Source organism: Corynebacterium sp. LK33, from assembly GCF_014334955.1.
Classification (GTDB): domain Bacteria; phylum Actinomycetota; class Actinomycetes; order Mycobacteriales; family Mycobacteriaceae; genus Corynebacterium; species Corynebacterium jeikeium_D.
In genome coordinates this window covers 166,557-193,397 of sequence record NZ_PDGU01000008.1, presented here as the reverse complement: position 1 = coordinate 193,397, position 26,841 = coordinate 166,557, and the positions used below count along the sequence as shown (strand labels likewise).

Genomic DNA, 26,841 nt, shown 5'->3' with positions numbered 1-26,841 from the left:
TATTTTGTCTTTTGACCCCGTAGTATCTAACTGTGACTAAAGCAGAAGTTTCTTTCCTGGGGCCGGTCGAAGTGCGCGACTTGGCGGCGCAGTTGGATATTGTCCCGACGAAGAAATTGGGGCAGAACTTCGTCCACGACGCCAACACCGTGCGTCGAATTGTCGCTGCGGCGGACTTGCCGGAGGATTCCTACCCTGTTGAGGTCGGCCCCGGCTTGGGCTCGCTGACCCTCGGGCTGCTCGAACACTGCGGCCGCGCCGCGGCTGTTGAAATCGATTCTCGGTTGGCGGAGCGTTTGCCCCAGACAGTCGCTGAGCGCGCTGAGGGCTGTGAACTCGAGCTCATTGAGAAAGATGCGCTGAAGGTCAGCCGCGAGGACTTTCAGACCGCCCCAGATGCGCTGGTGGCCAATCTGCCATACAACGTTTCGGTACCGGTGCTGCTGCACATGCTTGCCGAGCTCCCCACCATCCGCCGCGTGCTCGTGATGGTGCAGTCTGAGGTCGCTGACCGGCTGGCGGCTCAGCCGGGCTCCAAGATTTACGGCGTCCCCAGCGTCAAGGCCGCCTACTACGGCACAGTGCGTCGCGCCGGTGCCATTGGTCCGCACGTCTTTTGGCCGGTCCCGAAGGTTGATTCCGGGCTTGTGCGCATTGACTGCTACGCCCGCTCCGACGCTCCTGAGAACCCCAATGCCGCCGATGCCCCCGAGGCTCCGTGGGAGATTTCGCCGCAATTTCGCGCGCGCCTTTTCCCGCTTATCGACGCTGCTTTTGCGCAACGCCGCAAGACCCTCCGTGCGGCCCTATCGGGGATTTACGGATCTGGTGCCGCAGCCGAAGAGGCGCTTATGGCAGCGGGGATTGACCCCAAGCAGCGAGGAGAGAAGCTCGAAATTGCCGATTTCGTTCGCCTCGCTGAGGTCTCACGAGACCAGCGCTTTTAACAAAGGACAGGCGATCTTTCCCCCATGCACCGTGACGACAACCCCAGCAGGGCCGAAATCGGCCGGCGCGAACCGCGCGACCTGGCTTGGACTAAGTTCTGGCCTGACGACGACGGCTGGGTGTGCAACTGCATAGTTTTCCGAGGTGACCGCTTGCTGCTTCTGCTGCGTGAATACGAGGGCTTCCTCGGGGGCCAGTGGGATTTGCCCGGTGGCAAGCTCGACGCGGGGGAGGAGCCCGCGGAGGCCGCTGTGCGCGAACTGCGTGAAGAGGCCGGCCTGCGCGCAGCGGAGGTCAGTGAATTTGCCCACTATTCCAATCCGGACTTGGGCGGGGAGAATTTCCGCTTCCACACGGTGACCTTTCTAGTACGCGAGGCCGACGACACGCAGAATGTCCAGCTCAGCGGCGAGCATCCGGAGTTTAAATGGGTAACCCGAGAGCAGTTCGATGAGCTGCCGGTGGCCTGGTATGTCCGGCGTGTGCTTGGCAACGTCGAATGGGGCACAATAAATACTCATCATGGCGAATCTGATTAATTGCGAGAATATTTCTAAGTCCTTCGGGCTCAAGACTCTGCTCGACGGCGTCAGCCTCGGTGTTCAAGAGGGCGACCGCATCGGTGTTGTCGGTTTGAACGGTGGCGGCAAGTCCACACTGCTGAAGATTCTGGCAGGCGTGGAGCCAGCGGACTCCGGACGTATTTCGCGAGCCAACGACATGGCCATGGCGCATGTCACCCAGGGCGCCGAGCTCGACCCGAATTCCACCGTGTTTGAGTGCGTCATTGCACCGCTGGGACTCGCTGAACACGAGTGGGCGGGTAACGCTTCCATCCGCGAGGTCCTCGATGGCATCGGTATCAATGACCTCGGTATGGATACCAAGGTCGCCAATCTCTCCGGTGGTGAGCGCCGTCGCGTTAACCTGGCGGCCGCGCTGGTCCGAGATCTGGATCTGCTCATTCTCGATGAGCCAACGAACCACCTCGATATTGAGGGTGTGCAGTGGTTGGCCGATCATGTCCTTTCGCGCCGGGCAGCCCTGGTCGTCGTCACGCACGATCGTTGGTTCCTGGATACCGTTGCCACGAAGACGTGGGAAGTCCACGACGGCACCGTCGATTTTTACGATGGCGGTTACAACGACTGGACGTTCGCGCGTGCCGAGCGTGCGCGCCAAGCCGATGCCGCCGAGCAGCGTCGCCAGAACCTTGCGCGTAAGGAACTCGCGTGGTTGCGCCGGGGTGCGCCGGCCCGCACCTCAAAGCCTCGCTACCGCATCGAAGCAGCTGAGGCTCTCATCGCCGATGTCCCGGCGCCGCGTGATTCCGTGGAGTTGATGGCGTTTTCGCAGCGTCGACAGGGCAAGGTGGTCGTGGAGCTAGAGCATGCGTCCCTGGAAACGCCCGACGGTAGGGAATTGCTTAACGACGTCACGTGGCGTCTGGCCCCCGGCGAGCGCATTGGCCTGGTCGGTGTCAACGGCTCGGGTAAGACGACTTTGTTGCGCGCATTGGCGGGAGACTACCCCTTAAGCGATGGCAAGCGGATTGAGGGCAAGACGGTGCGCCTGGGTTGGCTGCGACAGGAGCTCGATGATCTGCCGCTGGATATGCGTGTGCTCGACGCTGTGGAGGACGTGGCGACCTACATTGACCTGGGCAAGAAGCAAATTAGCGCCTCGCAACTGGCGGAGCGACTGGGTTTTTCCCCGAAGCGGCAGCGCACCCCAATCGCAGACCTCTCCGGTGGTGAGCGTCGCCGCTTGCAACTCACACGCGTGTTGATGAGTGAGCCGAACTTCCTGCTGCTCGACGAGCCGACGAATGACCTGGATATTGACACGCTGCAGGAATTGGAAGACCTGCTGGACAATTGGCCGGGCACGTTGGTGGTCATCTCGCACGACCGCTACCTGATTGAGCGTATTGCCGACTCGACCTGGGCCCTCTTCGGCGATGGCGAGCTGACGAACTTGCCAGGCGGGATTAGTCAGTACCTCCAGCGTCGCGCACAGCTGGCTGACTCGGCCGCTAGTGGTGGTGCCTCTCAAGCAAATGCCGGTAGTCCGCAGACCCGTGGCGCAGCTTCAGAGGAGGATACCTCGAAGCTCTCGGCTGCGGAAGCTCATGCTGTCCAGAAGAAGATGAGTGCTCTGGAGCGGAAGATGGCGAAGCTCAGCCAGCAAGAAAGTGAACTGCATGCGCAGATGGCGGAAGCGAGTGCTGATGTAGCCAACTTGGACACACAAAAGCTGGCGGACCTCGATCGCCGTGCTGCGGAGGTGGTTGAGCAGAAGGCAGAGCTGGAGATGGAGTGGCTGGAGCTAGGGGAGCAGCTCGAGGGCTAGCATCTTACTTCAGCTACTAGCCGAACATTTTAGGTATGAGCCGGGTACTCGTGGTCAGCGTGCCCGGTTCTTTCAATTTGCACCGTGGCGTGTTCAATCCCGTGGACGTCGTGAAGCAGTGCCTGCGCGCGGTCGAGCAATGCGTGCTCGTCGCCGTTGGGGAGCGTGTCGCAGCGCACGAGATGGACAGACGCCAGCAGGTCATTGCCATTGAGGGACCAGACGTGGAGGTCGTGGACATCGACCACTCCGTCCAAGTCAGACAGGTCAGCAGTAATTTTCTCGGTGTCTACGCCCTCCGGGGTGTACTCCAGCAACACGTGAAGGCAGTCGCGCACCAGAATGGCAGCGCGCGGGACAATGAAGACCGCAATCACGATAGAGACCACCGAGTCGATGGCAGTCCAGCCGGTGTATGCGATAGCGATAGCGGAGATAATGACGGCGACCGAACCAGCGGCGTCGACAAGCACATGGAGATATGCGCCGCGGACGTTGACGCTCTCCTTGGCAGCACCCGCGAGCAGGAACGCCGCAATCACGTTGGTGAGCAGGCCGATGACCGCGATGATGAGCATCGACGTGGTCTGGATTTCAGATTGCTCCACTGACCCGAATCGCCGGATTGCGCCCCAGAGAATCACAGCGGCAATGATGAAAACGGTCAGACCGTTGACGAGAGCAGTCAGAACTTCAACACGACGGTACCCGTACGTCGCGCGGTGATTGGCTCCGCGCTGGGCGATAGCCAAACCGGCAACTGCCATCAGCAGGCCCGCGGAGTCCGTCACCATATGGCCGGCATCTGCCAGCAGCGCCAGTGAACCCGAAACCAAGCCCCCGATGAGCTCGGCGAGAAAAACGACAAGAGTTAGACCAGCAGCCGCGAGAAGGCGGCGAGCAGGAGTATTCGCGGGGTCAAAATGAGCGTGGTCATGGCCGTGACCGTGGCCGTGTGAATGACCGTGTGAGTGACCGTGGCCGTGTGAATGGCCAGAGTGTTCAGTCGTGTCCATAACTCCTAATGATAACAGGGCTATTCAGCCTCCGGAAGATAGCTGTCAGCCCACGCATAAATCAGGTCAGCGGCACGCGCAGCGGACTTAGCGCGAGTGAGCAAGTGGTCCGCGCGATCCAAGCTCATCAGAGACTTTGGATAGCGAGATACCTGGAAAATCTTCTGCGCACTGTCGATACCGACGGTCTGGTCGGTCGGAGAGTGCAGAATCAGAAGCGGCTTGCGCAGCTGGCTGAGATAGACCTCCGGGTTGTAGTCCGCCAACACTTCCAGGAACTCACGGGAGATCGGAATGCCACGACCTTCAATCTGCAGAACCTGCGTGCCATGCTCATCGACCGTCGAAATATCACCGGCGATGCGCACAATCGAGTGAGCTGGATCGAAGGGCGCACCGATTGTCGCTACCGCCTTGACCTTCGGCATATCGTGGCCGGCGTTCAGTGCCGCTGCGCCACCGAGCGAGTGCCCAATTAGTAGTGACGGTGCCTCGAACTCTGCCTCCATGAACTTGTAGGCAGCCTTGAGATCATCAATGTTGGTCTGGAACGTCGTCTCACCGAAATCGCCAGTGGACTGCCCAAGACCAGTGAAGTCGAACCGGAACGCCGCAATGCCCTTCTTCGCCAGCGCCTTGCAGGTGCGTGACGCGCCGGGCACCATCCGATTACACGTGAAGCAATGACCAAATAGTGCCCACGCGCGTGGCTTACCATCCGGCAAATCAATCGATGCAGCTAGAGTCTCGCCTGTCGATCCCGTAAATTTTAGGTGCTTTGTTGGCATAGGTTATATCCGCGTCTCAGTGTGTGCTCAAAGTGTGTACGTTTTCGCTTAACGACGCCCGTTGTGGTGGCGACCGTACGCAATACTAGACCCGAGTACCGCAAATAAGTGAGGGATTGACCGAAAAATTCGACCAATCCCTCAGTTGCCCAGAAGTTGTGAGTTAACGCACCGGAACTCCTGGCCCCAGCGGAATACCCGCGAGATACCACACGACAAAGAATAGGAACCAGCCCACCAGCATGCACAGCGAGTACGGGATGGCCAGTGACATCAGCGTGCCGACACCCGCCGGCTTGTAGTACTTCTGCAGGAAGGTCAGTGCCAGCGCAAAGTACGGCGACATCGGTGTAATGATGTTGGTCGGGGAGTCACCAATACGGAATAGCTGCTGAGAGACCTCCGGGGAGACGTTGACGTACATCAGCATCGGCACCACGACCGGCGCCATCAGTGCCCACTGTGCAGAGCCCGAGGTAATCAGCATGTTGAGAACAGCCACCATCAGGACGAAGGCAGCAAAGAGCAACAGCGGCGGCAGATCCGCCTTGGTCAGGAATTCGGAGCCCTTGATGGCGGTCCACTGGCCGATATTGGACCACTTGAAGTAGGCCGTGAACTGCGAAACAGCGAAGAAGAGCACCATCATTGTGGTCAGTGTGCCCAGGCCACGTTCCATGAAGGCGGGCACATCTGCAGAGGAGGTGATGGTCTTGGCGCCAATGCCGTACGCAATACCGACCACGGCGAAGAAGAGGGCAATGGACACCACGACGTCGGTAAGCAGCACGGAATTCAAGATGCCGTCGCCTTCGCCGCGCAGAGGCGAACCCGGGATGAATAGGGCAGCGAACCACAGCGCCAGGAAGATGACGGCGGCGATGTTGCCGTAGCGCAGGCCATGGCGTTCGGAGGGATTTAGAACGAGCTTATCGCGGCCGCTGTTGGAGCTGCTCGACGCGGTGTCCTGCTCCTTTTTCTTAGCGTTTTCCTCAGCAGCCTCCTCCGAAGCGCCCGGCTTGGTGAACTCGGCAGCTTCGTGGTCAACATGATCTTCGTGGATGGTCTTCTCCACGTGCTTGGTGATGAACAGCTCAGTAACAGCCGTAATAATCAGAGCCAGCACAATCGACGAGGCCATGGTGAAGAAGTAGTTGGCCAGCGGCGAAACTACGTATTCCGGATCTACGAAGTGCGCAGCATGCGTGGAGATGCCTGCCAGCAGCACATCGGTAATGTTGAGCACCAGTGATGAATTGAACCCGGCCGACGAGGCGGCAAAGGCGACCATCGCACCGACAATAGGGTTACGGCCAACCGCGGCAAATGAGGCGGCTCCCAGCGGAATGAGAATCACGTAGACGGCGTCAGAAGCGATCGAACCAGTCACGCCGGCCAGGGCGACAATGAATGTCAGCAGGACAGGGGAGTGCACCTTGGAAATTGCCGCGCGAATTGCCGAGCCGATGTAACCGGAGTACTCCGCAATGGCGACACCGAGCATGCACACCAGAATCAGGCCAACTGGTGCGAAGTCCGTGAAGTTCGTTACCGCCTCAGAAACCATCTTTTGCAGATACTCAGCGGTAGCGAGACTTTCCACCTCGATGATGTCACCCGACGCGGGATCCTTAGCCTGCATACCCGCAGCCTCACCGAGCCACGAAGAAACGATGACTACACCGGCAAGAATCACGAATAGCCAAAACGGATTTGGCAGTGCGTTGCCGATGCGTTCCAGTGTTGCTAGGAACCCCTTTGGCTTCGGGGGCGCTTTGTCCGGTTCCAACGTTTTTGACTGTCCCATATTTAAATCCCTCTGTGTTAGACGTTGGTAAAAGGTTAGGGGAAAGTAAGTTGCGTCACAACGTAAAAGGCCAGAGGCATATATATGTTGGCTGCAAGGAGGCGCACAAGGGAAAGTTAAGGGAATAGCTAGGAAATAGCTGTAGTGCACCTTCTTCGACTAGAGTTAAGTAGGTTATGGGCAAGAAGAAGTCGAAGAAAGAAAAGGTCAGCGCCAACAACGCGGTGGTGGCCACCAATCGTCGTGCCCGCCATGACTACAACATTCTTGACACCTACGAATGCGGTGTCGTTCTCGTGGGCACTGAGGTCAAGGCGCTGCGCGAGGGCAAAGCATCGCTTAACGACGCCTTCGCGACCATCGATGACGGAGAAGTGTGGCTGCGCGGGCTGCATATCCCGGAGTACTCCTACGGTTCGTGGACTAATCACTCGCCGCGTCGTTCGCGCAAGCTGTTGTTGCACCGCAAGGAGATTGACACCCTGTGGGGCAAGGTCCGCGATGGTAACAACACGCTTGTACCCCTGAAGCTGTATTTCACCAACGGTCGCTTGAAGGTCGAGCTCGCACTCGCCCGCGGTAAGCAGGACTATGACAAGCGCCAGGACATCAAGCGCCGCACGGAGGAGCGCGAAGCTACTCGTGCGCTGGGTCGCCGTGTGAAGGGCATCAAGGGGTAGCAGAGGTCTTCATTAGGAAAGGGCTCTATTAGAAGGGGAACTCAGTCGCATCGACTGGGAGGATGAGCAGGCCAATGACGTTTTCGTGACGGTCAAAGGCAACTCGAGCCATCCATTCGCCAGCCTCATGTTTGAGGGTGGTGATGACGAGACTTGTGCCGAGAATCTTCGACAGGAGTTTCTGCGAGGTCGGTTCCTTAGTCCTGGTTCCCCCGAGGCTGGTGACTTGGGTGTCGTCGAAAGATTCGAACGCCCCAGTCTCGGTGAGAACATCTTCCCAGACAGAGTAGATAGTGGACCAGGGGAGATCCTTCCGGAGCTTTGGGGAGATCATGCTTACGGTTTCTGCTTCTTCACCGTTGATGATGTGGCGAAGGAATTTTTCGCCGAGTTCGGCGATATGTGTAGTTTTTGTGGCAGTCATCAATTCTCCTGAAACGGGGTTTTGGACACTTCCGAACCGTTTGAATGCCGCTTGCCGGGAGATATTGAGTACATTTCCAATCTCTGCCCATGAATGGCCCGCTGCGCGAGCCTGCGCCACGGCATCTTCAAGTTCTTGTTCGGCAATGTTCGTTGCTTGCAGTCGGTGACGGATTGTCGTCAATGGATCCATGACTGCAGTCAACCATAGGTTGACGCTAGTGTCAACCCGGAGTTGACGACCGTATTGGGTTGCTGGCTTTTATGACGAGGTTTGTTGACTTTTCTCGTCGTAAAGCGTTATTCTTGAACATCCTTTGAGTGCTACGCACATTCCCGCGCTCGAAGGCGTTGTATGGGGCTGACATGGTTTCGACACCGTACAGTGAGCCAGGGGAAGCGTGCCGGTGCAGGCTAGAGACCACCGTTTAAGCGTCGTAGCAACTGATTAAGCGCCGAGAACACTCAGCGCGACTACGCTCTCGCTGCCTAATTAAGCGACTAGCGTGTCTGTCAGACCGGGCTTGCCCTTTGGTCCGGACCCTGGCATCGACTTAAAAGGGCTCGCCCGATGGGTGTGCCGTAAGGCTCATCGGGGATCTTCTTACTTGCGGCTGGGCCCGTCATTCGGACATGTTTGCCTGAGCCGAAGGGTCGAGTAGAGGCGATCGTGCGAACTGCGCACGGAGAAGCCCTGGCGAGTTGGCGGTGGACCCGAGTTCAATTCTCGGCAGCTCCACAAATAGAAATCCCCGGTCATTATGGCCGGGGATTTTCTCGTTGTACTTGAAGACGTCTGAGCGACGTCGAAAGACCTTAGAAGGTGCTCTTGTAGACGTTGGCGATGGTGGTGCCAGTAACTGCCGAACCGTGGAAGGTCGGGTGGTTGGTCATGTTGTAGGAAGCAACGTCAGTATCCAGAATTGCCGAGACTTGACGCTCACCGTCCGGGCCGCACATTGCGACATCGATGTTGGCAATGTTCTTCATGTTGACGAAACCGATGCCGGACTCATTTGCAGCGCGCTCCTGACGGTTCTGCAGAGCCATCTCAAACTGGTGCATGCCGGCAGCCGGAATGTGCGGTGCAAAACCTGCGGCGTTGACCGGGCAAGCGTAGTGAGTCGGATCATTCGAGGTGAAAGCTGGGTAGCCAATCAGCATGACGCGAGCAGTTGGGTTAGCGGCCTTGATTTTCTGCACCGCGGCAACAACGTTGGTGGTGTACAGGTCATCCTGAACCGGCATTGGCAGCACAGCGCCCTGCATTGCGTCATTGGCGCCAACGTAGATGGTCACCAGCTGGGTAGCCGGGCCGAGGGAGCCCTGGGCGATAGCGTTGTCAACCTGTCCCATCAGGGACTTCTGCGGCTGAGTCGGCATGAAAGCGGTAGTGCCGTTGCAGGAGTAGTCGTGCAGTTCAAGGCCAGTCTCGCGAGCAACGTGAGAGCCGATGTTCGAAACCGAAATTGGGCAGCCACCACGGCCCGGCACGGCCGGATCGGACTGGCCCGGGTTAGCAGCGAAGGAATCGCCGAAGGCAACGTAGTTACCAGTAGGAAGAGCGTTGGCAACACCACCAGTCAGGAGGGAGGCTGCCAGCGCAGAAGCTGCAGCTGCCGAGGCTGCTGCACGGCGAACAACGTTGTTCTTCATAATTAAAAACCTCTTAGTTGAAAACCAATAGAAGGAAAAACTCGCGCTACACTCGCGATTTCTTCGCCACATTCGCCCGTCCCTGGAAGAATCCGAGTCCAACAGAACCAAGTCCAACAGAACCCTGAGCGGAAACTTAGAGACGCGCCTTTATCACTTTGTTATACAACTAGGTTCTAGTCCTGATGTCAACCGGAATCAGCTAGTTATAAGGATATTCGGCGCTTTCAACGCCTCTTGTTTGTCTCTTGTCGCTGGTAGGTGGAGTTATGAGTTACTTCCGAACGTGGAGTACAGCGCAGCGATGACACCATCGGCTACCCCAGAACCATCTTTTAGCTCAATCTCATCTTCAGCAAAGGGGCCACGCTCATCCAGTTCTGCTTCTGTGGGGCGCGGCTGAATCAGCGTTAGGTGTGGCCCCTCACTGATAACGCCACTGAAAAGACGTGCCTGACGAGCCGCCTCGCCATCCGCCTGTGCCCGCACCTCGTCTACGGATGCTCCCTCAAAACTGTCCGCCTGCTCCGGGGAAAGGACTATAATTTCCTGCGCTAACACGGCACCGACGACACCTGCTGGCCACGATGTTCGAGCGATAAAGTCCGCCAACTCAGGGCTACCACCTTCAATTCCCTCGGGGAGAGGCTCCTGCGCAACGACAGTCAGCGGGGCGCTGTCAATCAGCTCGTCGGCAAGCACGTCGGCAAGCGCGGCGGTGGGGACGAGGGCGAAGAGACTCGGAGCACGGTCCCAACCTTCGGCGTGGACGTATTCGACAGCCTCGCGCACGGCGCGATTGAGTGCCTGCTGGCTGAGATGAGTCTGTGTGCCGTTGTTTTCGCTCATGACGCTTGACGACGCCCCTTTCCTGGCAACGCTGTTTAAACAGCATCCTTAGTCAATTGTTAGGAACTTTATTTAGAGTAGATGACAGATAAGCGTACGTTCGACTTGCCAGCTCGCTGGTAAGTCAAGCTCAACTTGAACAGGAGAGACGTTGTCTCTAAACCAGACTCGACCGAGACGATCGGCGGGTGGCCGCCCGGGGTGGCTGGCAATTACCGTGTTGGTGATTGCCGCGCTGACCTTTGTTATTCCCATCGCCGTCAATTTTTATACGGACTTTCAGTGGTTCGGTGAAGTGGGCTATCGAGGGGTATTCGCCACCACGTGGCTCACTCGTATTGTCCTGTTTATCACCGTAGGCCTAATAACGGGTGCACTGACATTTCTATCTATGTGGCTGGCGTGGCGCTCGCGTCCCGTCGACCTCGGGCTGACGGATCCACGCAGCCCGCAGGCAGTGTACCGACGGATGGCTGAATCTGGTTCGAAGTCGATGTTCACCACGCTGCCCGTTGTATTCGGCGTACTCGGTGGCCTTGTGGGGCAGGGCAATTGGCAGACGGTGCAGCTGTTCTTAAACCGGCAGTCCTTCGGTGAGACTGACCCGCAGTACGGCAAGGACTTGGGCTTCTATGCATTCCAGTTGCCGCTGTGGTCGTACATCGTTTCGACGCTGGTTGTCCTGGTAGTTATTGCGTTCCTGCTGTCGCTGGTGACACATTACTTCCTTGGTGGCATCCGCCCAGGTAACCCGACTACAGGGGAGAAGACCCGCGTTTCCAATGCGGCTCGTGCGCAGTTGGCGTGCTGGGCCGGTGTTTTCATGCTGCTCAAGGCTGTGTCTTACTGGCTGGACCGCTATGAGCTGCTGAATAACAAGCAGAAAACCTTCACCGGTGGTTCCTACACCGATATCAATGCGCTGCTGCCGGCAAAGATTACGCTGCTGGTCATCGCAATTGTCGTGGCCGCTGCATTCTTCGCTTCTATCTTCCTGCGCAACCTCTCCATTCCGGCGTTTGCCACAGTGCTGATGCTGGTCTCCGCGGGGCTGATCGGCGTGGCCTGGCCGATGGCAGTTGAGCAGTTCTCGGTTAACCCGAACCGCGCTTCCAAGGAACGTGAATACATTGCGCGCAACATTGAATCGACGCGCTACCACTACGGGCTTACCGACGACAAGGTGAAGGTCGAGCGCGACTGGGGCGTTCCGGCTGAAAAGGAAGGCGATAAGGAGGCAGCAAAGGAAGGTGCGGATTCGATTTCGCGCGATGCCGCGACATTGGCCAATATCCGAATCCTGGATCCGGAGGTCCTGCCGCGTACCTTCACTCAGCAACGTCAGCTGAAGAACTTCTACGGTTTCTCCGATCCGCTTGCCATTGACCGCTACCAGATTGATGGGGAGTCCCGTGACTTCATTGTCGCTGCTCGTGAGCTGAACCCGCAGACTCTGCAGGGCAACCAGACTGACTGGATTAACCGTCACACGGTCTACACTCACGGCAATGGTTTCGTTGCTGCGCCGGCTAATAAGGTTGACGAGGTTGCCTCCGAGTCCGGTTCCGCCCGCGGTGGTTACCCGCTGTACACCGTGGCTGACCTGTTCGAGTCCGAGGACCCGAACGGCATGAACCTGAACCTGAAGCAGCCGCGTATCTACTACGGTCCGGTTATCGCCAACAGCGATGCCGACTACGCGATTGTCGGTGGCAATGGTGACGGCAAGGACTACGAGTACGATGCTGACGGCCGAAACTTCACCTACGACGGTGAGGGCGGTGTTGGCGTTGGCGGACTTGCCAGCCGCATGATTTTCGCCACCCGTTACCAGGAACTCAACATCCTGCTGTCCGACCGCATTGGGTCGGACTCCAAGATTATCTACAACCGCGATCCGCGTGACCGTGTTCAGAAGGTCGCCCCATGGCTGACTACCGACACCAAGACGTACCCGGCTGTAGTCGATGGCCGTATGAAGTGGATCGTCGACGGCTACACCACGCTGGCCAAGATGCCGTACTCCCAGCGCATGAGCCTCCAGGAAACCACGCAGGACTCCATTAACCCGGATGGCACTCCACGCCCGCTGCCGAACAGCGAGGTCAGCTACATCCGCAACTCGGTCAAGGCGACCGTCGATGCCTACGATGGCACCGTTGAGCTCTACGAGTTCGATGAGGAAGATCCGGTGCTCAAGGCCTGGGAAGGCGTCTTCCCAGGTGTGGTGAAGCCAAAGTCCGAGATTTCCGAGGAGCTGCAGGAGCACCTGCGCTACCCGGAGGACTTGTTTAAGGTTCAGCGTGAGCTGATGGCGAAGTACCACGTCAGCGATCCGGGCGTGTTCTTCGCCAATGACTCCTTCTGGTCTGTCCCGTCCGACCCGACCGCACCGGAAGACAAGAACCTCTCTCAGCCGCCGTACTATGTTGTCGCTTCCGATCCGGAGAGCGGCAAGCCGAGCTTCCAGCTGATCTCGGCATTCCGTGGACTGGAGCGTGAGTTCCTCTCCGCTCAGATGAGTGCTTCCTCCGAGCCGGAGACCTACGGCCAAATCACTATTCGTGCTCTGCCGACCAACACCCAGACCATGGGTCCACGTCAGGCGCAGGACACGATGATGTCCGCAGATGAGGTCGCCCAGGACCGCACCCTGCTCGAGGGTACGAACGTAGTCACCAACGGTAACCTGCTGACGCTGCCGGTCGGCGATGGCGAGATTCTCTATGTCGAACCGGTCTACACCCAACGCAAGGGGCAGGAGACCGCATTCCCGAAGCTGTTGCGTATTCTCGTCGCTTACCGCGGTCAGGTGGGCTACGGCGCTACGGTCACTGAGGCTCTGAGTCAGGTCGGTATCGATGCTTCCGCCGTGACCAAGGTCCGCGGTGAGGAAGAGGCTGAGGAGCAGCCGTCGGATAAGGACAAGGACGCCGCCGACGCTGAGTCCGACGACGAGGCACCGAAGGAAGAGCGCAAGGTTGATGTCGCTGCGCGTGACGACGCCGCTCGCCGTATCTCCGACGCGCTAAAGAAGCTTAACGACGCCCAGAAGAACGGTGACTACGCAGCCCAGGGCCAGGCACTTGCCGAGCTCGACCGCGCTGCCGCTGACTACCAGAAGGCCAACGGCCAGTAAGGTTTACAGAGAGTAAGGCTTGCAACGGGAGATTAGCCGAGAATCATAGGGTCTTATGGTTCGCAGAGTCCCCAGGTTGTAGCGAAACTGGCTATGACCTGGGGATTGGTCTTTGTTGGAAGGTCCGTGCTACAGTTACATCTCGTTGGCCGGAGAGGTCAGCACCCGCTGTGAGTGCTTGTAAAAGCCAGGACAGTTGACGCGGGGTGGAGCAGCTCGGTAGCTCGCTGGGCTCATAACCCAGAGGTCGTTGGTTCGAATCCAGCCCCCGCCACTAAGAAGAGACCCCTACCGGTGTAAACGCTGGTAGGGGTCTTCGTTATTCGGGGGTCAAATCACCGTTTTTCACCGTTTTTTTGGGGGTAAGTCGTTGGGTAGCCGTTGGGTCTGACGAACTCGCGCACTGCACAACCGGGCATTAAAGGGGCGGTCATCAGAAATGCAGTGTGAGGCGCTGCTCGATTAGTCGGCCTGAAGGTACTTAGCTTGAGGGGGTGCTGGGTTGATTCCGGTCGATTCGCCTCAGCTCATGTACGCGCTGCTGGCTTTCGGTTTCACATATCGATGAGTTATTCACTTATGGATACGCTGGAGCGCATCGATAGGTGAATCATGCATCGATAGGTGAGCGCAGCGCTAGAAAATAGCTGGCAGACGGGCCTGGTCAGTCCACGGTGGGGTCGCAACAGTAGAGGGCGGGAGAAAACTTTTCCTGTCCCCGCCCTCTATAAAGAACTCTACGAAGCCCTGGCCTTCGATTTCTTCAGCATGATCATCGGCGGAATCAACAGGGCTAGCCCACCGATAAGCGCGACTCCACCGAATAGCCACACCAGTCTGACGTATTGAACAGTGGGGCAAAAAAAATTCACGCCAAGCAGTGCGAAGAATCCCCACTGCGCCAGGTACATGCCTACGGAATAGGACCACATCGTTCGCGCGCGCTGGCGCACCTTGGCATCGAAATCCATTGTGAATGGCAGGGCACCGAAGACTGCCGCGATGAGAATGGTCGCGTAGTCGCCGACATGCTCGCTGAACTGGATTATTCCCAAAGCGTTGGGGCCTAGCAGCAAGCCGAGCAAGCCCGCAGTAATCGGTGCGGGGATGAGAAGCTTTTGGAACCGGGGGAGGAACCGCCTCATCAAAAAACCACCTACCCAGTTCCTTCTGGGAGGTGGTCTTGGTTGAGGTCAGACGGTTCTACTGTCGCCCATTCCTAATGCGCGACCAAGCCGCTGCGATAACCACGCCAGCGCATGCGATGGCGAGGTAGGCCCACATGTGATCACCGCTGGTCTGAATGGTCTTTGGCGGAGCAGGAGTGTTCTCCGCAGTTAGCACACTTTCTGTGTCACGGCCGGAGGTGATGTCATCGATCCAGTCAGCAGTGCCAGCGAGGGTAGTGATAGCTGCGCTGGGGGAGGGCAGGTCAGGGTCGCCATTGGAGGTTCCGGCGGTAGCGAGACCAGCGAGCTCTCCGTCAACGAAGAATGGGCCACCGGAGTCGCCTCCCTGCATACCCGCGCCAGAAACGGAATGTGCGTCCAGGATGGCGCTTTGAATCATTGGCATCATGGCAGCGTCGGCTGGGATACTTTCTGTCCCTGCCGGGATCGACTCGGTTTTGGAGTCATCTGGCATGGCAGCTCCTGGCTGCATCTCCATTGATTCCATAGCGTCACCCGGAACAGCGCCGCCCGGAATAGTCTCACCCGGAACAGCTTCGCCTGGAGTAGCGTCACCCGGAACAGCACCACCAGGCGCAGCCTCACCTGGAGTTCCTTCAGTCGGCCCGCCGCCCAGCAGCTCATTGACGACCATCTTGGTCATCGGAAGCTGCCCGGATCGTGCCATGGACGAGCTGCTGCTCCAGCCGTAGAGAGTTCCCGTCTGTCCAGGTGTGGGGATATCGCGGGAGACCTTCGCCGGGGTTGCGTCGGTGACCTTTTGGGTCAGGTGAAGCAATCCCGCATCAGACATTGGAGAAAGCGCCCAAGAATCGGCATCGTAGACCTTCCCGCCGATCCGGGCCTGGGTCCCTTCGTTGTTCACAGACTCCAGGCAGTGGCGTGCGGTGAGCACCCACTGATCGGCAACCAGCGTGCCGGTGCAGTCACCGAAATTACCGATTTTGCCAATCTTCAGCGCGGCCACAGAACTGCTTTCAGCATTGGCGGGCGCGGGTTCGCCGTTTTCCAATGCAATAGCTGGAGTCGCAGATAGAAGCAGGGTGCTGCTAACAATTGCTGCGATGGAAAAAGATGTTTTCTTCACAGTTATTCCCCTTTCCCAGAAGGAACAATGGCCTTGATTGCGGTGGCAACGAGTTTTTCGGCAGGGCCCTGTCCGACAAATTTCTTCCAGAGGCTAGCGATGACGAGGAAGAATACGATGAAACCTGCTGCAGACAATGTGGAATGCAATGCAACATTCTGCTGCCAATAAAATGCGGTGAGAACGTGCAGGATGTAGATGGTCAGCGACATTGTTCCCATAGCCGCGAATGGGTAAACCACAGCTGGGAAGCGATCGCCTACGAAAAGGCACAAGTGCAGCACAATGGCGGCAACTGCGACGGAGAGAATGATTTCTCCGAAGACGCCAGTGTGTCCGGTAAAACGGAGCCAGCCAGCAATCTCGGGATCAAATCGGAAGTACATGCCGACGGCCGTGATGACAGCACTGACAGCGGTGACAATCCAGCTCAACCGAGCATTAGCGCTGGTCTCGGAGGTGGAAGTGTCTTGCAGGCGACTGCGTAGGTAGACGTCGTAAAGCAGCATGCCGCCGATGAAATATGCGATCCACGCGAGTAGTGGATAGATCTGCGGCAGCGTCATAGGCGCGTACTTGATTGTGGCGGCGATGGTTGCGGCGATGAAGAAGCCGACTCGCCACCAGGTTCCGAGCGCTGGCATCCAGGAAACCAGCATCATGACCAGGCCCATGATGACGAGGACCACCTGAATTTCTCCACCCACCGGCAATAGCGCCAGGCCGATGAGAATGATCAGGGCACCGCGAGTGATCAGGCGCAAGAAGGTAGTGCTGCTGTAATTGCGGCCGATAATCATCATTGTGGCGCCGGCGATAATGGCGAACAGTGATGAGGGTAGGCCAGAGAGCACAACCTTTGTGCTCCAAAGTAGTGAGGCCATATGGACAATGATCATGCCGATGATGGCGAGTGAGCGCGCTATATCGAGCCCCACAATTCGGGTAGGTTTATTCACCCCGGATTTCTCCTTTACTACAACTTATAGGGAGGTGCTCTTTGGTAAAAAGCACTCTCTACAAACGGCGTATTGAAAACGACTTTCTAGTTGTAGCAACCGAACCTGACAATACATTAAGTGACTATGTGTAAATCATGGTGTTTCGTCTGTGTTTTTACTGGGAAACTAGCGCGCTCAAAAAGCTAAGAGGCAGGCGTAGCCTGGTGGCATGACATCGATGCTGACGAGTTTCACCTGGGCTGAGGTGCCAGGTGTCTTCCTCGCGTACCTGTTGATCATTGCCATCCCCACCGTCCTCGCATGGGTGGGCGCCGCATGGTTGGCCAAAAAATACGGCGAGCGTATCGCATTTGGGCACACGATTTTCGTCTTCGTCGCAGCATTCCTAATCTGCTTTTGTACGCTCGCGTGGACGCTCGAGGGCGAATACGACTACTCGCCGTGGCAGGTTTTCTGCAGCGGCTTTGCGATGGTCATCCTCACTGCCTCTGCCATGATGCGCGTGGCCGTCCCAACTCTGAACCTGCTGCCCACCTGGTGGGCTGCCGTCGCCGGCTACGCCCTGTGCTGGAGCATCATTGCCGGCACCGACGACACCACCGGGCTCTGGGCAGTCGGCCTGATGTTCCTGCTCCTCGGCCTCATCGCAGGCGTCGGCGCAGTCGTGTGGCTTACGCTGGCGATAAGGCGGCTTTTGTTGGATTCTGCCGCTTAGGGATTCTTAGTGTAACGGAGTTCGACAGCTAACTCGTCGATACGGTGCTCGAGGTCATCGCGAATTAGGTCCATGCGTTCTTTTCCGTCGATGCCTCGTTTTGAAGGCTCGTCAGTAAGCCAACGCTCGAGTGAGCCTTGAGCGTCCGAGGGGAGCTCTACATGAGCGGCATCGCCGATGATGACAACACGATCTGCAGTCCGGAGAATCGTGGGGTCAATCGGCTTTGGTGATGCACCGTCCATAGAAGCGCCGATTTCTGCAACTGATTTGGCTGCAAGCGCATTGGTAGTAGTTTTGGGGTTCGTTCCTGCTGAAAGGGCGATGAACTGCGTGGCATATTTTGCACGCGCAATGGCCTCGGCCATCTGGGATTTACCGGCATTTGCCACGCAGATGAAAAGTACCTTCGGGATTTCCTTCATTTCAGAATCCTTTTTCTATAGTTTGTCCGGTACGGAAAGGTCATTGGGAAAAAAGCGTGGCCCGAGCCAGCGGGTGACGTAGACAAGTGCAACGAGTACGGGTACTTCAATAAGTGGTCCAATCGTTCCCGCAAGTGCTTGCTGGGACAATGGGCCGAAGGTGCCAACCGCAACCGCAATTGCCAACTCGAAGTTATTTCCGGCGGCCGTAAAGGCAATCGATGCGGAGGTTGCGTAGTTCATGCCCGCGGCCTTGGCCGAAGTGAGAGCGATCGCGAACATGGCGAGGAAGTAGATCACTAGTGGTAGTGCCACTTTCGCAACGGTCCAGGGATTCTCAAGAATCTGCTGTGACTGAAGCGCAAAGAGCAACACGATTGTGTATAGAAGGCCGGCAAGTGCCAATGGTGAGATTTTGGGCAAGTACTCATTTTCATACCAGTCGCGACCACGGGTGCGTTCACCAATTATGCGTGATGCCGCGCCAGCCAGAAGCGGAATACCGAGGAATACCACTACAGATAGTGCGATTGCCCAAAAAGAAAAGGTGGCGGAAGTGGTTTCCAGTCCCAACCAGGAGGGCAGAATCTGCAGGTAGAACCACCCTAGAGCGCCGAACATGAAAATTTGAAATAGCGAGTTGACGGCCACCAATACGGCAGCGACTTCAGTATCGCCGCAAGATAGGTCGTTCCAGACCAAAACCATTGCAATGCAGCGGGCGAGACCGACGATGATCACGCCAGTGCGCAGTTCTGGACTATCACTGAGGAATATCCAGGCAAGGGTGAACATCAGTGCGGGGCCGAGAATCCAATTGAGGAAGACTGTGATGCCCATCAGCTTCCTTGATGTCAAAATTTTGCCCGTTTTGTCGTATCGAACCTTTGCGAGCGGTGGGTACATCATGACCAGCAATCCGATGGCGATTGGTACGGAAATTGTCGTAATTTTTGCCTCTGCCAGCCAGTTCACAAGTGACGGTGCAATTTTGCCCAGAATGAGGCCAATTGCCATTGCAGCTGCAATCCATAGCGGCAAGAAGCGGTCTAGGAAGCTGAGTGACTTTGTAGTCTGTGTCATAGTTTCCGGTGTAATCAATATATCGATGATTGTCAATATATTTAGAGGGGAGGCCGTGTAGCCTCAACGGGTATGGACGAAATCTCAGAATGCTGTGCACTTGGCGGTCGGCCTCTCGACGCGGCGGAAGCGCAGGCTGCGGCAACGCTCTTCAAAGCGCTGGCGCAACCGGCGCGCCTGCAAATTTTGTCTCAGCTCGCTGCCGCTGGCTGTAGTCCGATGACCGTAGGGGAGCTGGCCGCTGTTTCTGGGCTTAGTCAGCCGACGGTGTCGCATCATTTAAAGACCATGGCGGATGCCGGGCTGCTAACTAGGTCTAAGAGTGGACGGGTGGTAACCCATGAGGTACGCCCTGAGGTATTTGCTGAGCTGCGACGTATCCTGGATATCGGTCACGCGGACGGGAGATAGTGAGCCGCTCGTCGCAAATTGCGATAGGTTGGAAAACCCTGTTTACCCGCCCAGGCGCTTGACGACGGCGTCGTGAAGCAACCCATTCGTCGCAACTGCGTCCCCGCCGTGCGGCCCGTTGACACCCGCGAGGGAAGTGAAGCGGCCGCCAGCTTCCTCCACCAGGATCGCAAGCGCTGCCAGGTCCCACAGGGAAACCTCCGGCTCCGCGGCGACATCGACCGCACCCTCGGCTACCAGGCAGTAGGAGAAGAAGTCGCCATAGCCACGCAGTCGCCAGGCGTCATCGGTAAGCCCGATGAAGTTATCGCGTAGGTCGCGCTCAGCCCAGCCGGTGAGCGAAGAGTTGGAAATTGAGCAGTCCGCGATGTCTGCCACCTTCGAGACCTCAATGCGGCGCTCGGTGGCTTCCCGGCCATCGACGTGGGTGCGCTTGAATGCGCCGTCGCCCTCGGATGCCCACCAGCGACGGCCCAGTGCTGGGGCAGAGACTACGCCGACAACCGGCTTGCCGTCCTCCAGCAGGGCAATCAAGGTGGCCCAGACCGGGACATTGCGCACGAAGTTCTTAGTGCCGTCGATGGGGTCGATGACCCACTGGCGCCCCTCAAACACAGCTTCGCCACCGAATTCTTCGCCGAGAACTTCATCGCTCGGGCGCTTGTCCGACAGAATCTCGCGGAGCAGTTTTTCGCACGCGATATCGGCATCGGAGACCGGTGTCAGGTCGGGCTTGGACTCGACGATTAGATTGGCCGCCTCGAAGCGGGACATCGTGAGCTCGTCGGCTGCGTCGGCAAGCGAGAGTGCGAGGGCGAGATCTTCGGAGTAAGAGGTGGTCATGGCCGAAATTCTAGCGCAGAACCTCACGTAACTCTGCGACCTGGCCACTCGAGCCCGCGAGCTTCCAGCGCCCCACCGACGTGCATTCGCCGCCTGCGCCCGAGATAAGCGCATACCCAGGCAGCCAGTCCCAGGCTGCGACGTCGCGCTGGAACCACACGCCGATGCGGCCGTCGGCCACGCCTGCCATATCTACCGACGCCGAGCCCAGCATGCGCCAGGTAGCGCTGCGGGACACCGCATCCAACCAGGACTTTGTGGCGGTGACCTCGGATTCCTCGCTCGAGCTCACCACCGTGGTGTGGAGGTAGGTCGCTGCGCAGACTTCCGAGAGGGGGCGGTCAGTGACCCGGAGGTCATCAACAGTGCCATCGAGGTTGATGCGAGTGGTCGGGAGATTGGGGCCACCAATCCAGCTCTCGCCCGTTGCCGGACGGTGCACCGCGCCGAGGACGACCTCATCCGGATTGTTCGCATCGCCCATAACCAGCGCCAATGCGCTGCACCAGTAGTCCGAACCAGTGGTGAAGTTGTAGGTGCCATCGACAGGATCGATCACCCACGTGCGACCAGACTGGGACTCCTTCGCTGACCCTTCCTCGCCAAGAATGCCGTCCTCCGGGCGGAGCGCGGCCAAAGCCTCGACGACGAATTTCTCCGCTGCGCGGTCGGCCGCGGTGACGACGTCGGAAATCGATGTCTTGTACTCCGTGACCAGGCCTTCGTCGCGCATACGCGCGGCAATGGCAGCGGCACGCTTCACGATGGCAACCGCAACGCTGGTATCCGATGCCACAATCGACTCGGATACTTGGGAGAGAAAGAGTTCTAGGTCTTGACTGGAATCTTGGTGCGGGTCTTGACTGGAATCTTGGCTGGCGGTGGATTCAGACATACGTCCTATTGTGCACCGAAACAGGCGGTATAGCTAAGGTAGTACCCGTGAACCCGGATCTGAATGCTGACCTCAAAGAACTCGACGCGACGCTGACCACCATTGAGAAGGTGGTTGATGTCGACGAGCTTTCCGACCGGATCAGGGAGTTGGAAGCCCAGGCCGCCGACCCGTCGCTGTGGGATGACCCCGACCACGCGCAGCAGGTCACCAGCGCACTGTCACAGGCGCAGGCGAAGAAGAAAAAGATCGACTCGCTGCGCGGGCGCCTCGACGATCTCTCCGTGATGTACGAACTCGCGGAAGAGGAGGGCGACCCCGACGCCGTCGAGATGGCCGACGCCGAACGCGCTGAGCTTCGTGCGGACATCGAATCTCTCGAGGTCACCACCATGCTTTCGGGGCCTTACGACGAGCGCGAGGCGGTCATCAACATCCGCTCCGGTGCCGGTGGCGTGGATGCCGCTGACTGGGCCGAGATGCTCATGCGCATGTACCTGCGCTGGGCCGACAAGCACGGACATAAGGTCGAGGTTTACGACACGTCCTACGCTGAAGAGGCCGGCATTAAGTCCGCTACTTTCGTCGTTCATGGCGAGTACATGTACGGCACCCTCTCGGTCGAGCAGGGCGCGCACCGTCTGGTTCGTATTAGTCCTTTCGATAACCAGGGGCGCCGCCAGACTTCCTTCGCTGAGGTCGAGGTGCTGCCAGTTGTGGAGGAAACCGATCACATCGACATCCCCGAGTCAGATTTGCGTATCGACGTCTACCGCTCCTCCGGCCCAGGTGGGCAGTCGGTGAACACCACGGACTCCGCGGTCCGACTTACGCACGTCCCAACCGGCATCGTGGTGACCTGTCAGAACGAGAAGTCGCAGCACCAGAACAAGGCATCTGCGATGCGTGTTCTGCAGGCGAAGTTGCTGGAGAAGAAGCGCCAGGAAGAGCGCGCGGAGCTGGACGCTCTCGGCGCAGGCGGCAATGCCTCGTGGGGTAACCAGATGCGCTCCTATGTGCTGCACCCGTACCAGATGGTGAAGGATCTGCGTACCGAATACGAAGTCAACAACCCGCAGTCGGTCCTCGACGGTGACCTCGACGGTTTCATTGAGGCCGGTATTCGCTGGCGCATGGCTCAGCAGTCCGAAGGGGAGTAGCGCTAGAAGGGCGGTTCGTCTTCGGGTGCTTCCGGTGCGGTGGGGTCGTCGGCTTCTGATTTTCTCTCGTTTTTGTTCATTCCCAGTTCTTCGCGAGCCTGATTTGTCAGCTCCTGTGATTCGCGGAGGTTTTCCAACCTCTGCTCGTTGTACTCTTTGAGTGTCTGTGCTTTCTTTGTCTTGCGCAGGTCGAAGGAGTAGCGACCGTGGCCGGAGAGCGGCCCTGATTCTGTGCTGATTAGGGCAGCTTTTTCAGCGCTCTGATCAGTGGCGGAGGTCCAGTACTCCACGCCGTCGATATCGCGCACGACATTCCAAAGACCGGCCGTTTTTAGATTGTGGTGGCGACGGCATAGGCAATGGAGGTTGGGCGTCTCGGTTTGGCCACCTTCGTCGGGATTCTCGTGGTTATACGGCTGAATGTGGTCGATGTCGCACTTCGTCGCATCGACATCGCATCCGGGAAAGCGACAGGTGCCGTCTCTACCTTGGATGTAAGTACGCTGTCGCTCTGTTGGCGAGTACTTTTCCGTTTTCTCGTCCGCTAGTAGCCGGATGCTAGTGACCCGATCGAGCCAGGATTCAGTGGCGATTTTGTTGATCCACCCCAGGCCACCGATCCAGGCTTTTTGGGGCTTGTCTTGGGTTAGTGGGCAGTACAGATTCAGTGTGGCGGTGACCTGGGCAGTCCCGTGCAGAAGATGTGAAAAGGCCTCGACAAAGTCGCAGTCCTGATCAGCGGTGATTTCCTCCAAGACCTTCTGAAACTCAATTGCCCGCTCAGGCATCAGTTCCATGGTGACTTCAGTGAGGTTGTCCTTTAACTCGAACGTTATAGATTCGCCAGTTTTTTGCTCGATGCCTTTTTGAAACGAAGTGATCGGCGGGTCGTACTCATTCTTCGGGCGCAATAGCGGGCTGACTTCATCAATAAGCCGCTGAATATTCTGTTGAAGGCTCCGAACTCCGCGAAGAACTTCACCATTGACTCTCGGAGTGATCAGCTCAAGGAGATGGTCTTCGAAATATCTCACAGCCGAGGGGTCATCCAATGGGAGGATGGCCGTGGCAATGACCCGCATGTGGGGAAGCGGTAGCTGTGCGCGTTTGAGCAGAAGCTCTTTTAACCGCGGGAGTCGCTCTAGTTGCATTCCGACATCGATGTACTGGAGTGTTCTCCCACGTGACATGCCAAGAGCTGGAGCGATTTTGGCGATGTAATCTTCGACATCTTTTGTTGAAGAAGAGGGAACACAAGCAAGGGCAAGCTTCAAGTCAGCTCGATTGTGGTCAATTCCAAGACGTGCTGGTGCTGTTTGAGAAATCTCATGGTGAAAGCGTGGTGCCGTCGCTTCCATTGCCGCAGCGTAAGTGCGTTTGCGTGGTATATGTTCCCCGCTGGCCATTGGTGAATCCCCCTGAAAGATAAGGCCTGGACGTTGAAATGTTGAAATAAGGAAGAGGTAGGGAAAGTATTTTCGACTAACTCTGAGTGTCAATTTTCCAAGCTTAAAGCAGCTCGGCTACGTTATTTGATGTTTTCAATCCTCGCTTTTAATCTTTCATGGCTCATTTTAATCGAACAGGTAAGCGAAGTAAAGGGGCATTTAAAGATTTTTGGGGAAAATAGTTTCGAACATTGCTATGGCGTGAGCTTTCGTGCGGTCGCGCTCTGGGTTAGCGTTCGACGCCGCCTGTTCCCGCAATCCCGTCACGGCGACCAATTCCACGCATTCCAGAGTGACTTGAGTGGCTTAAGTGATTAGAGTGTCTACTTATGATCACTTTCGACGGGGTTACCAAGTCCTACTCGACTTCTAGCCGACCAGCTCTCGACGACGTTTCAGTCCACATAGATAAAGGTGAGTTTGTCTTTCTCATTGGACCGTCGGGCTCTGGTAAGTCGACCTTCCTGCGCCTTATGGTGCGTGAAGAGAAAGTGGATTCAGGAAAACTGACGGTTGCAGACCAGGATCTGACCAAGATTTCTCGTCGCAACATCCCTAAATTGCGTCAAAAGGTGGGGTACGTCTTCCAGGACTTCCGCCTGCTGCCAAAGAAGACGGTGTACGAAAATGTCGCGTTCGCATTGCAGGTAATTGGCAAGCCGAAGGCGAAAATCGACAAGGCAGTTCCGGAAACGCTCGAAATGGTCGGGCTCTCGGGTAAGGAAAACCGCTACCCGCACGAGCTGTCTGGTGGTGAGCAGCAGCGCGTCGCCATCGCTCGCGCCTTCGTCAACCGCCCGCTCATCTTGCTTGCCGACGAGCCCACCGGCAACCTCGACCCAAGCACCTCCGGTGACATCATGCTCCTGCTTGACCGCATCAATCGCATGGGCACGACCGTTATTGTGTCGACTCACGACAACGATGCCGTGGACTCCATGCGTCGCCGCGTGCTGGAGCTGGAGCTGGGGCGTCTCGTGCGTGACGACGCCACGGGTGTTTACGGCCTGAACAACTAGCAGACAGTCCATCGGTAGAAGAACTCATTCGAAAGGTATTACTGACCTATGAAGACTCGCTTTGTCCTCGGTGAGGCTTTCTCCTCCTTGGGCCGAAACATCACGATGACCATCGCGATGATTATTACGACTGCGGTGTCGTTGGCGCTGCTTGCGACGGGCATCCTGGTTACTGAGCAGACCAGCCGCACGAAGGATCTCTATCTCGATCGAGTAGAAGTGCAGATTGAGCTGAATGAACAAATCTCCGCCGAAGACCAAACTTGCTCATCGCCGGAGTGTGCTGAGGTCGTCGGCAAGCTTGAAGAGGCTGACGGCGTTGATTCGGTGACCTTCCGAAATCGTCAGCAAAACTTTGACCACTTCGTGGAGATGTTCAAGGACAGTGACCCCGTGCTCGTGGAAAATGCGACGCCGGAGTCGCTGCCGGCTGTCGTGATGGTGCGTCTGAGCGACCCGACCGATGTCAGCCCGCTCGATCCGATTCGGGAGCTGCCACAGGTCGACCACGTTACTGACCAGCATGAAGAGATCGGTACTGCAGCTCAGAACCTGGACTCGGTGCGAAATGCGACCTTCCTGCTAGCGGCGGTGCAGGCCGTTGCCGCGGTATTCCTGATTGCGAACATGGTGCAGATTGCGGCGTTCTCGCGTCGTAAGGAAGTTGAGATTATGCGCATGGTCGGTGCCAGCCGCTGGTTCACGCAGGCGCCGTTCGTCCTCGAGGCTGTGATTGCGTCGCTGATTGGTGGTGTGCTGGCCATTGGTGCGCTGTTCCTGGGCAAGGCGACGGTCATCGATCCGGCGCTGAGTAACCTGTACAAGGCACAGCTCCTGGCGCCGCTGACCAACGGCGATATCGGTGTGGTGGCGCCGATCGTGGTCGTTATTGGCATGGTCTTCGCTGGGCTTGTTGCGCAGGTCACGCTGCGTCTTTACTCACGCGACTAGGGTTGCAAAAAGGTTAGCTATTAGGCCCCGCGGTTAAACCCGGCGAATAGGGTCGTCGCGCCCTGCCGGGTAAACTGTGGACTATGAATAATGACGACGTCCAGCGCCCACCGAAGCTCGACAAGAAGGCTTATGAGGCCGAGCTCAAAAAGCTCCAGGCAGAGCTCGTCGAAATGCAGCAGTGGGTGGTAGAAACCGGTGCCCGAATTGTCATCGTGATGGAGGGGCGTGACGCTGCCGGCAAGGGGTCGGCCATTAAGCGCATCACGCAGTACCTGAACCCCCGTACCTGTCGTATTGAGGCCCTGCCGGCTCCGACTAGCCGTGAGCAGGGTCAGTGGTACTTCCAGCGTTACGTCGAAAAGCTGCCGACTGCTGGTGAAATCGTGATTTTCGACCGCTCCTGGTACAACCGTGCCGGCGTTGAGCGTGTCATGGGCTTCTGCACTTCGCAGGAGTACCGTCGCTTCCTGCATCAAGCGCCGATTTTTGAGCGTCTGCTGGTCGAAGACGGCATTATCCTGCGTAAGTACTGGTTCTCTGTGTCGGACGAGGAGCAGGTTGCCCGCTTCAAGTCCCGTCGTGAGGATCCACTGCGCCGCTGGAAGCTCTCGCCGATGGATCTGGAGTCCATCACCCGCTGGGAGGATTACTCCCGTGCAAAGGATGAGATGTTCATCCACACCGATATCCCGTCCGCACCGTGGTTCACGGTTGAGTCTGAGGACAAGAAGCGTTCGCGTATCAATGTCATCAACCACCTGTTGACGACCATTCCGTACGAGCGCATTCAGCGCGATGTTCCGGAAATCCCGGAGCGTCCGGAGTCGGAGGGAAGCTACGAGCGTCCGCCGCGCACTGAGTTCCGCTATGTGCCGGACGTTGCTGCCAATCTCGAGGCTGACCGCGTGAAGGGCGCAGGCAAGTCCGATAAGAAGGGCAAGAAGCACAAGAAGGACAAAAAGGACAAGAAGAGCAAGAAGAAGTAGCTCCT

24 protein-coding genes, 1 tRNA gene, 1 other RNA gene and 1 pseudogene are annotated in these 26,841 nt (G+C 57.6%); 13 read left to right on the top strand and 14 right to left on the bottom strand.

Going from position 1 to position 26,841, the window contains the following annotated elements; all coding sequences use genetic code 11:
• Positions 1-32: 32 nt before the first annotated feature.
• The 3 genes from rsmA to CRD20_RS02835 are packed head-to-tail and all read left to right on the top strand — an operon-like array spanning position 33 to position 3,300.
• The gene (gene rsmA, locus CRD20_RS02845; RefSeq protein ID WP_187404799.1) at positions 33-947 is read left to right on the top strand and encodes a 16S rRNA (adenine(1518)-N(6)/adenine(1519)-N(6))-dimethyltransferase RsmA; all 915 of its coding nucleotides are present in this window, start codon (positions 33-35) and stop codon (positions 945-947) included.
• 24 nt (positions 948-971) lie between these two features.
• Positions 972-1,487: an NUDIX hydrolase gene (locus CRD20_RS02840; protein ID WP_048733558.1), complete on the top strand. Its 516-nt coding sequence runs from the start codon at positions 972-974 to the stop codon at positions 1,485-1,487.
• Complete coding sequence (locus CRD20_RS02835) at positions 1,471-3,300, top strand: ABC-F family ATP-binding cassette domain-containing protein (protein ID WP_049171263.1); 1,830 nt, start codon at positions 1,471-1,473, stop codon at positions 3,298-3,300. The genes CRD20_RS02840 and CRD20_RS02835 overlap by 17 nt, the downstream gene beginning before the upstream one ends.
• Before the next feature lie 29 nt (positions 3,301-3,329).
• Here the strand turns inward: CRD20_RS02835 and CRD20_RS02830 are convergent, their stop codons facing one another.
• The 3 genes from CRD20_RS02830 to CRD20_RS02820 form a co-directional block, all read right to left on the bottom strand.
• Positions 3,330-4,316 carry a cation diffusion facilitator family transporter gene (locus CRD20_RS02830; RefSeq protein WP_187404798.1) on the bottom strand — a complete coding sequence of 329 codons (987 nt, stop codon included), beginning with the start codon at positions 4,314-4,316 and terminating at the stop codon, positions 3,330-3,332.
• 20 nt (positions 4,317-4,336) lie between these two features.
• Positions 4,337-5,104: a S9 family peptidase gene (locus CRD20_RS02825; protein ID WP_005511397.1), complete on the bottom strand. Its 768-nt coding sequence runs from the start codon at positions 5,102-5,104 to the stop codon at positions 4,337-4,339.
• Positions 5,105-5,267: 163 nt separating this feature from the next.
• A complete protein-coding gene (locus CRD20_RS02820; RefSeq protein WP_083229264.1) occupies positions 5,268-6,911 on the bottom strand; it encodes an AbgT family transporter in 1,644 nt (547 codons plus the stop codon).
• 176 nt (positions 6,912-7,087) lie between these two features.
• On the opposite strand from CRD20_RS02820, the gene smpB reads away from it, so the two are divergent.
• Entirely contained in the window at positions 7,088-7,591 is a 504-nt protein-coding gene (gene smpB / locus CRD20_RS02815) for an SsrA-binding protein SmpB (RefSeq protein ID WP_005511394.1), read from the top strand.
• A 28-nt stretch (positions 7,592-7,619) separates the two neighbouring features.
• On the opposite strand, the gene CRD20_RS02810 is transcribed toward smpB, so the two are convergent.
• A complete protein-coding gene (locus CRD20_RS02810) occupies positions 7,620-8,015 on the bottom strand; it encodes a DUF3887 domain-containing protein (RefSeq protein ID WP_016423247.1) in 396 nt (131 codons plus the stop codon).
• A gap of 356 nt (positions 8,016-8,371) precedes the next feature.
• On the opposite strand from CRD20_RS02810, the gene ssrA reads away from it, so the two are divergent.
• Positions 8,372-8,756: a transfer-messenger RNA gene (gene ssrA / locus CRD20_RS02805) on the top strand.
• Positions 8,757-8,830: 74 nt separating this feature from the next.
• Here the strand turns inward: ssrA and CRD20_RS02800 are convergent.
• Together CRD20_RS02800 and CRD20_RS02795 are read right to left on the bottom strand one after the other, a co-directional pair.
• Complete coding sequence (locus CRD20_RS02800; protein WP_038626297.1) at positions 8,831-9,670, bottom strand: GDSL-type esterase/lipase family protein; 840 nt, start codon at positions 9,668-9,670, stop codon at positions 8,831-8,833.
• Positions 9,671-9,937: 267 nt separating this feature from the next.
• The gene (locus CRD20_RS02795; protein WP_049180920.1) at positions 9,938-10,519 is read right to left on the bottom strand and encodes a PPA1309 family protein; all 582 of its coding nucleotides are present in this window, start codon (positions 10,517-10,519) and stop codon (positions 9,938-9,940) included.
• A 151-nt stretch (positions 10,520-10,670) separates the two neighbouring features.
• Between CRD20_RS02795 and CRD20_RS02790 the strand changes: the two genes are divergently transcribed.
• Entirely contained in the window at positions 10,671-13,658 is a 2,988-nt protein-coding gene (locus CRD20_RS02790; protein WP_016423244.1) for a UPF0182 family protein, read from the top strand.
• Between the two features lie 200 nt (positions 13,659-13,858).
• Positions 13,859-13,932 (top strand) — tRNA-Met (locus tag CRD20_RS02785).
• Between the two features lie 552 nt (positions 13,933-14,484).
• On the opposite strand, the pseudogene CRD20_RS02780 reads toward CRD20_RS02785, so the two are convergent.
• From CRD20_RS02780 to CRD20_RS02770, 3 genes and pseudogenes are all read right to left on the bottom strand, one after another.
• Positions 14,485-14,803 (bottom strand): annotated as a pseudogene (locus CRD20_RS02780) (sodium:glutamate symporter); the annotation flags it as partial.
• 58 nt (positions 14,804-14,861) lie between these two features.
• Positions 14,862-15,935: a trypsin-like serine protease gene (locus tag CRD20_RS02775; protein ID WP_187404797.1), complete on the bottom strand. Its 1,074-nt coding sequence runs from the start codon at positions 15,933-15,935 to the stop codon at positions 14,862-14,864.
• Between the two features lie 2 nt (positions 15,936-15,937).
• The gene (locus CRD20_RS02770) at positions 15,938-16,894 is read right to left on the bottom strand and encodes a DUF418 domain-containing protein (RefSeq protein WP_187404796.1); all 957 of its coding nucleotides are present in this window, start codon (positions 16,892-16,894) and stop codon (positions 15,938-15,940) included.
• Positions 16,895-17,105: 211 nt separating this feature from the next.
• Between CRD20_RS02770 and CRD20_RS02765 the strand changes: the two genes are divergently transcribed.
• Positions 17,106-17,612 carry a hypothetical protein gene (locus tag CRD20_RS02765; RefSeq protein WP_049189562.1) on the top strand — a complete coding sequence of 169 codons (507 nt, stop codon included), beginning with the start codon at positions 17,106-17,108 and terminating at the stop codon, positions 17,610-17,612.
• On the opposite strand, the gene CRD20_RS02760 is transcribed toward CRD20_RS02765, so the two are convergent.
• Both CRD20_RS02760 and arsB read right to left on the bottom strand, forming a co-directional pair.
• Positions 17,609-18,037, bottom strand: coding sequence for a low molecular weight phosphatase family protein (locus tag CRD20_RS02760; protein ID WP_016423240.1), 429 nt, complete (start codon positions 18,035-18,037; stop codon positions 17,609-17,611). The two genes, CRD20_RS02765 and CRD20_RS02760, sit on opposite strands and share 4 nt — an antisense overlap.
• A 15-nt stretch (positions 18,038-18,052) precedes the next feature.
• The gene (gene arsB / locus CRD20_RS02755) at positions 18,053-19,120 is read right to left on the bottom strand and encodes an ACR3 family arsenite efflux transporter (protein WP_187404795.1); all 1,068 of its coding nucleotides are present in this window, start codon (positions 19,118-19,120) and stop codon (positions 18,053-18,055) included.
• 72 nt (positions 19,121-19,192) lie between these two features.
• On the opposite strand from arsB, the gene CRD20_RS02750 reads away from it, so the two are divergent.
• Positions 19,193-19,531 (top strand): helix-turn-helix transcriptional regulator, encoded by a 339-nt coding sequence (locus tag CRD20_RS02750; protein WP_016423238.1) that lies wholly within the window; start codon positions 19,193-19,195, stop codon positions 19,529-19,531.
• A gap of 42 nt (positions 19,532-19,573) precedes the next feature.
• Here the strand turns inward: CRD20_RS02750 and hisN are convergent, their stop codons facing one another.
• Together hisN and CRD20_RS02740 are read right to left on the bottom strand one after the other, a co-directional pair.
• Complete coding sequence (hisN, locus tag CRD20_RS02745) at positions 19,574-20,374, bottom strand: histidinol-phosphatase (RefSeq protein WP_016423237.1); 801 nt, start codon at positions 20,372-20,374, stop codon at positions 19,574-19,576.
• Positions 20,375-20,384: 10 nt separating this feature from the next.
• Positions 20,385-21,269, bottom strand: a complete 885-nt coding sequence (locus CRD20_RS02740; protein ID WP_070642150.1) for an inositol monophosphatase — start codon at positions 21,267-21,269, stop codon at positions 20,385-20,387.
• Positions 21,270-21,316: 47 nt separating this feature from the next.
• On the opposite strand from CRD20_RS02740, the gene prfB reads away from it, so the two are divergent.
• Complete coding sequence (prfB, locus tag CRD20_RS02735; RefSeq protein ID WP_038626269.1) at positions 21,317-22,429, top strand: peptide chain release factor 2; 1,113 nt, start codon at positions 21,317-21,319, stop codon at positions 22,427-22,429.
• 2 nt (positions 22,430-22,431) lie between these two features.
• Here the strand turns inward: prfB and CRD20_RS02730 are convergent, their stop codons facing one another.
• Entirely contained in the window at positions 22,432-23,787 is a 1,356-nt protein-coding gene (locus CRD20_RS02730; protein WP_255468681.1) for an HNH endonuclease signature motif containing protein, read from the bottom strand.
• Between the two features lie 419 nt (positions 23,788-24,206).
• Here CRD20_RS02730 and ftsE point away from each other — a divergent pair, with 419 nt between their 5' ends.
• The 3 genes from ftsE to ppk2 all read left to right on the top strand — a co-directional run bounded on the left by ftsE (position 24,207) and on the right by ppk2 (position 26,836).
• Entirely contained in the window at positions 24,207-24,896 is a 690-nt protein-coding gene (ftsE, locus tag CRD20_RS02725) for a cell division ATP-binding protein FtsE (protein WP_016423233.1), read from the top strand.
• 48 nt (positions 24,897-24,944) lie between these two features.
• Positions 24,945-25,847, top strand: a complete 903-nt coding sequence (gene ftsX, locus CRD20_RS02720; protein WP_076773191.1) for a permease-like cell division protein FtsX — start codon at positions 24,945-24,947, stop codon at positions 25,845-25,847.
• An 83-nt stretch (positions 25,848-25,930) separates the two neighbouring features.
• Positions 25,931-26,836, top strand: coding sequence for a polyphosphate kinase 2 (gene ppk2 / locus CRD20_RS02715; protein ID WP_048733906.1), 906 nt, complete (start codon positions 25,931-25,933; stop codon positions 26,834-26,836).
• Positions 26,837-26,841: the final 5 nt, after the last annotated feature.

Bases quoted from the DNA above. Each gene is read 5' to 3' on its own strand.
- CRD20_RS02840 (WP_048733558.1), top strand. From the start codon at position 972: ATGCACCGTGACGACAACCCCAGCAGGGCCGAAATCGGCCGGCGCGAA.
- CRD20_RS02835 (WP_049171263.1), top strand. From the start codon at position 1,471: ATGGCGAATCTGATTAATTGCGAGAATATTTCTAAGTCCTTCGGGCTC.
- CRD20_RS02830 (WP_187404798.1), bottom strand. From the start codon at position 4,316: ATGGACACGACTGAACACTCTGGCCATTCACACGGCCACGGTCACTCA.
- CRD20_RS02825 (WP_005511397.1), bottom strand. From the start codon at position 5,104: ATGCCAACAAAGCACCTAAAATTTACGGGATCGACAGGCGAGACTCTA.
- CRD20_RS02820 (WP_083229264.1), bottom strand. From the start codon at position 6,911: ATGGGACAGTCAAAAACGTTGGAACCGGACAAAGCGCCCCCGAAGCCA.
- smpB (WP_005511394.1), top strand. From the start codon at position 7,088: ATGGGCAAGAAGAAGTCGAAGAAAGAAAAGGTCAGCGCCAACAACGCG.
- CRD20_RS02810 (WP_016423247.1), bottom strand. From the start codon at position 8,015: ATGACTGCCACAAAAACTACACATATCGCCGAACTCGGCGAAAAATTC.
- CRD20_RS02800 (WP_038626297.1), bottom strand. From the start codon at position 9,670: ATGAAGAACAACGTTGTTCGCCGTGCAGCAGCCTCGGCAGCTGCAGCT.
- CRD20_RS02795 (WP_049180920.1), bottom strand. From the start codon at position 10,519: ATGAGCGAAAACAACGGCACACAGACTCATCTCAGCCAGCAGGCACTC.
- CRD20_RS02765 (WP_049189562.1), top strand. From the start codon at position 17,106: ATGACATCGATGCTGACGAGTTTCACCTGGGCTGAGGTGCCAGGTGTC.
- CRD20_RS02760 (WP_016423240.1), bottom strand. From the start codon at position 18,037: ATGAAGGAAATCCCGAAGGTACTTTTCATCTGCGTGGCAAATGCCGGT.
- arsB (WP_187404795.1), bottom strand. From the start codon at position 19,120: ATGACACAGACTACAAAGTCACTCAGCTTCCTAGACCGCTTCTTGCCG.
- CRD20_RS02750 (WP_016423238.1), top strand. From the start codon at position 19,193: ATGGACGAAATCTCAGAATGCTGTGCACTTGGCGGTCGGCCTCTCGAC.
- hisN (WP_016423237.1), bottom strand. From the start codon at position 20,374: ATGACCACCTCTTACTCCGAAGATCTCGCCCTCGCACTCTCGCTTGCC.
- CRD20_RS02740 (WP_070642150.1), bottom strand. From the start codon at position 21,269: ATGTCTGAATCCACCGCCAGCCAAGATTCCAGTCAAGACCCGCACCAA.
- CRD20_RS02730 (WP_255468681.1), bottom strand. From the start codon at position 23,787: ATGGAAGCGACGGCACCACGCTTTCACCATGAGATTTCTCAAACAGCA.
- ftsE (WP_016423233.1), top strand. From the start codon at position 24,207: ATGATCACTTTCGACGGGGTTACCAAGTCCTACTCGACTTCTAGCCGA.
- ftsX (WP_076773191.1), top strand. From the start codon at position 24,945: ATGAAGACTCGCTTTGTCCTCGGTGAGGCTTTCTCCTCCTTGGGCCGA.
- ppk2 (WP_048733906.1), top strand. From the start codon at position 25,931: ATGAATAATGACGACGTCCAGCGCCCACCGAAGCTCGACAAGAAGGCT.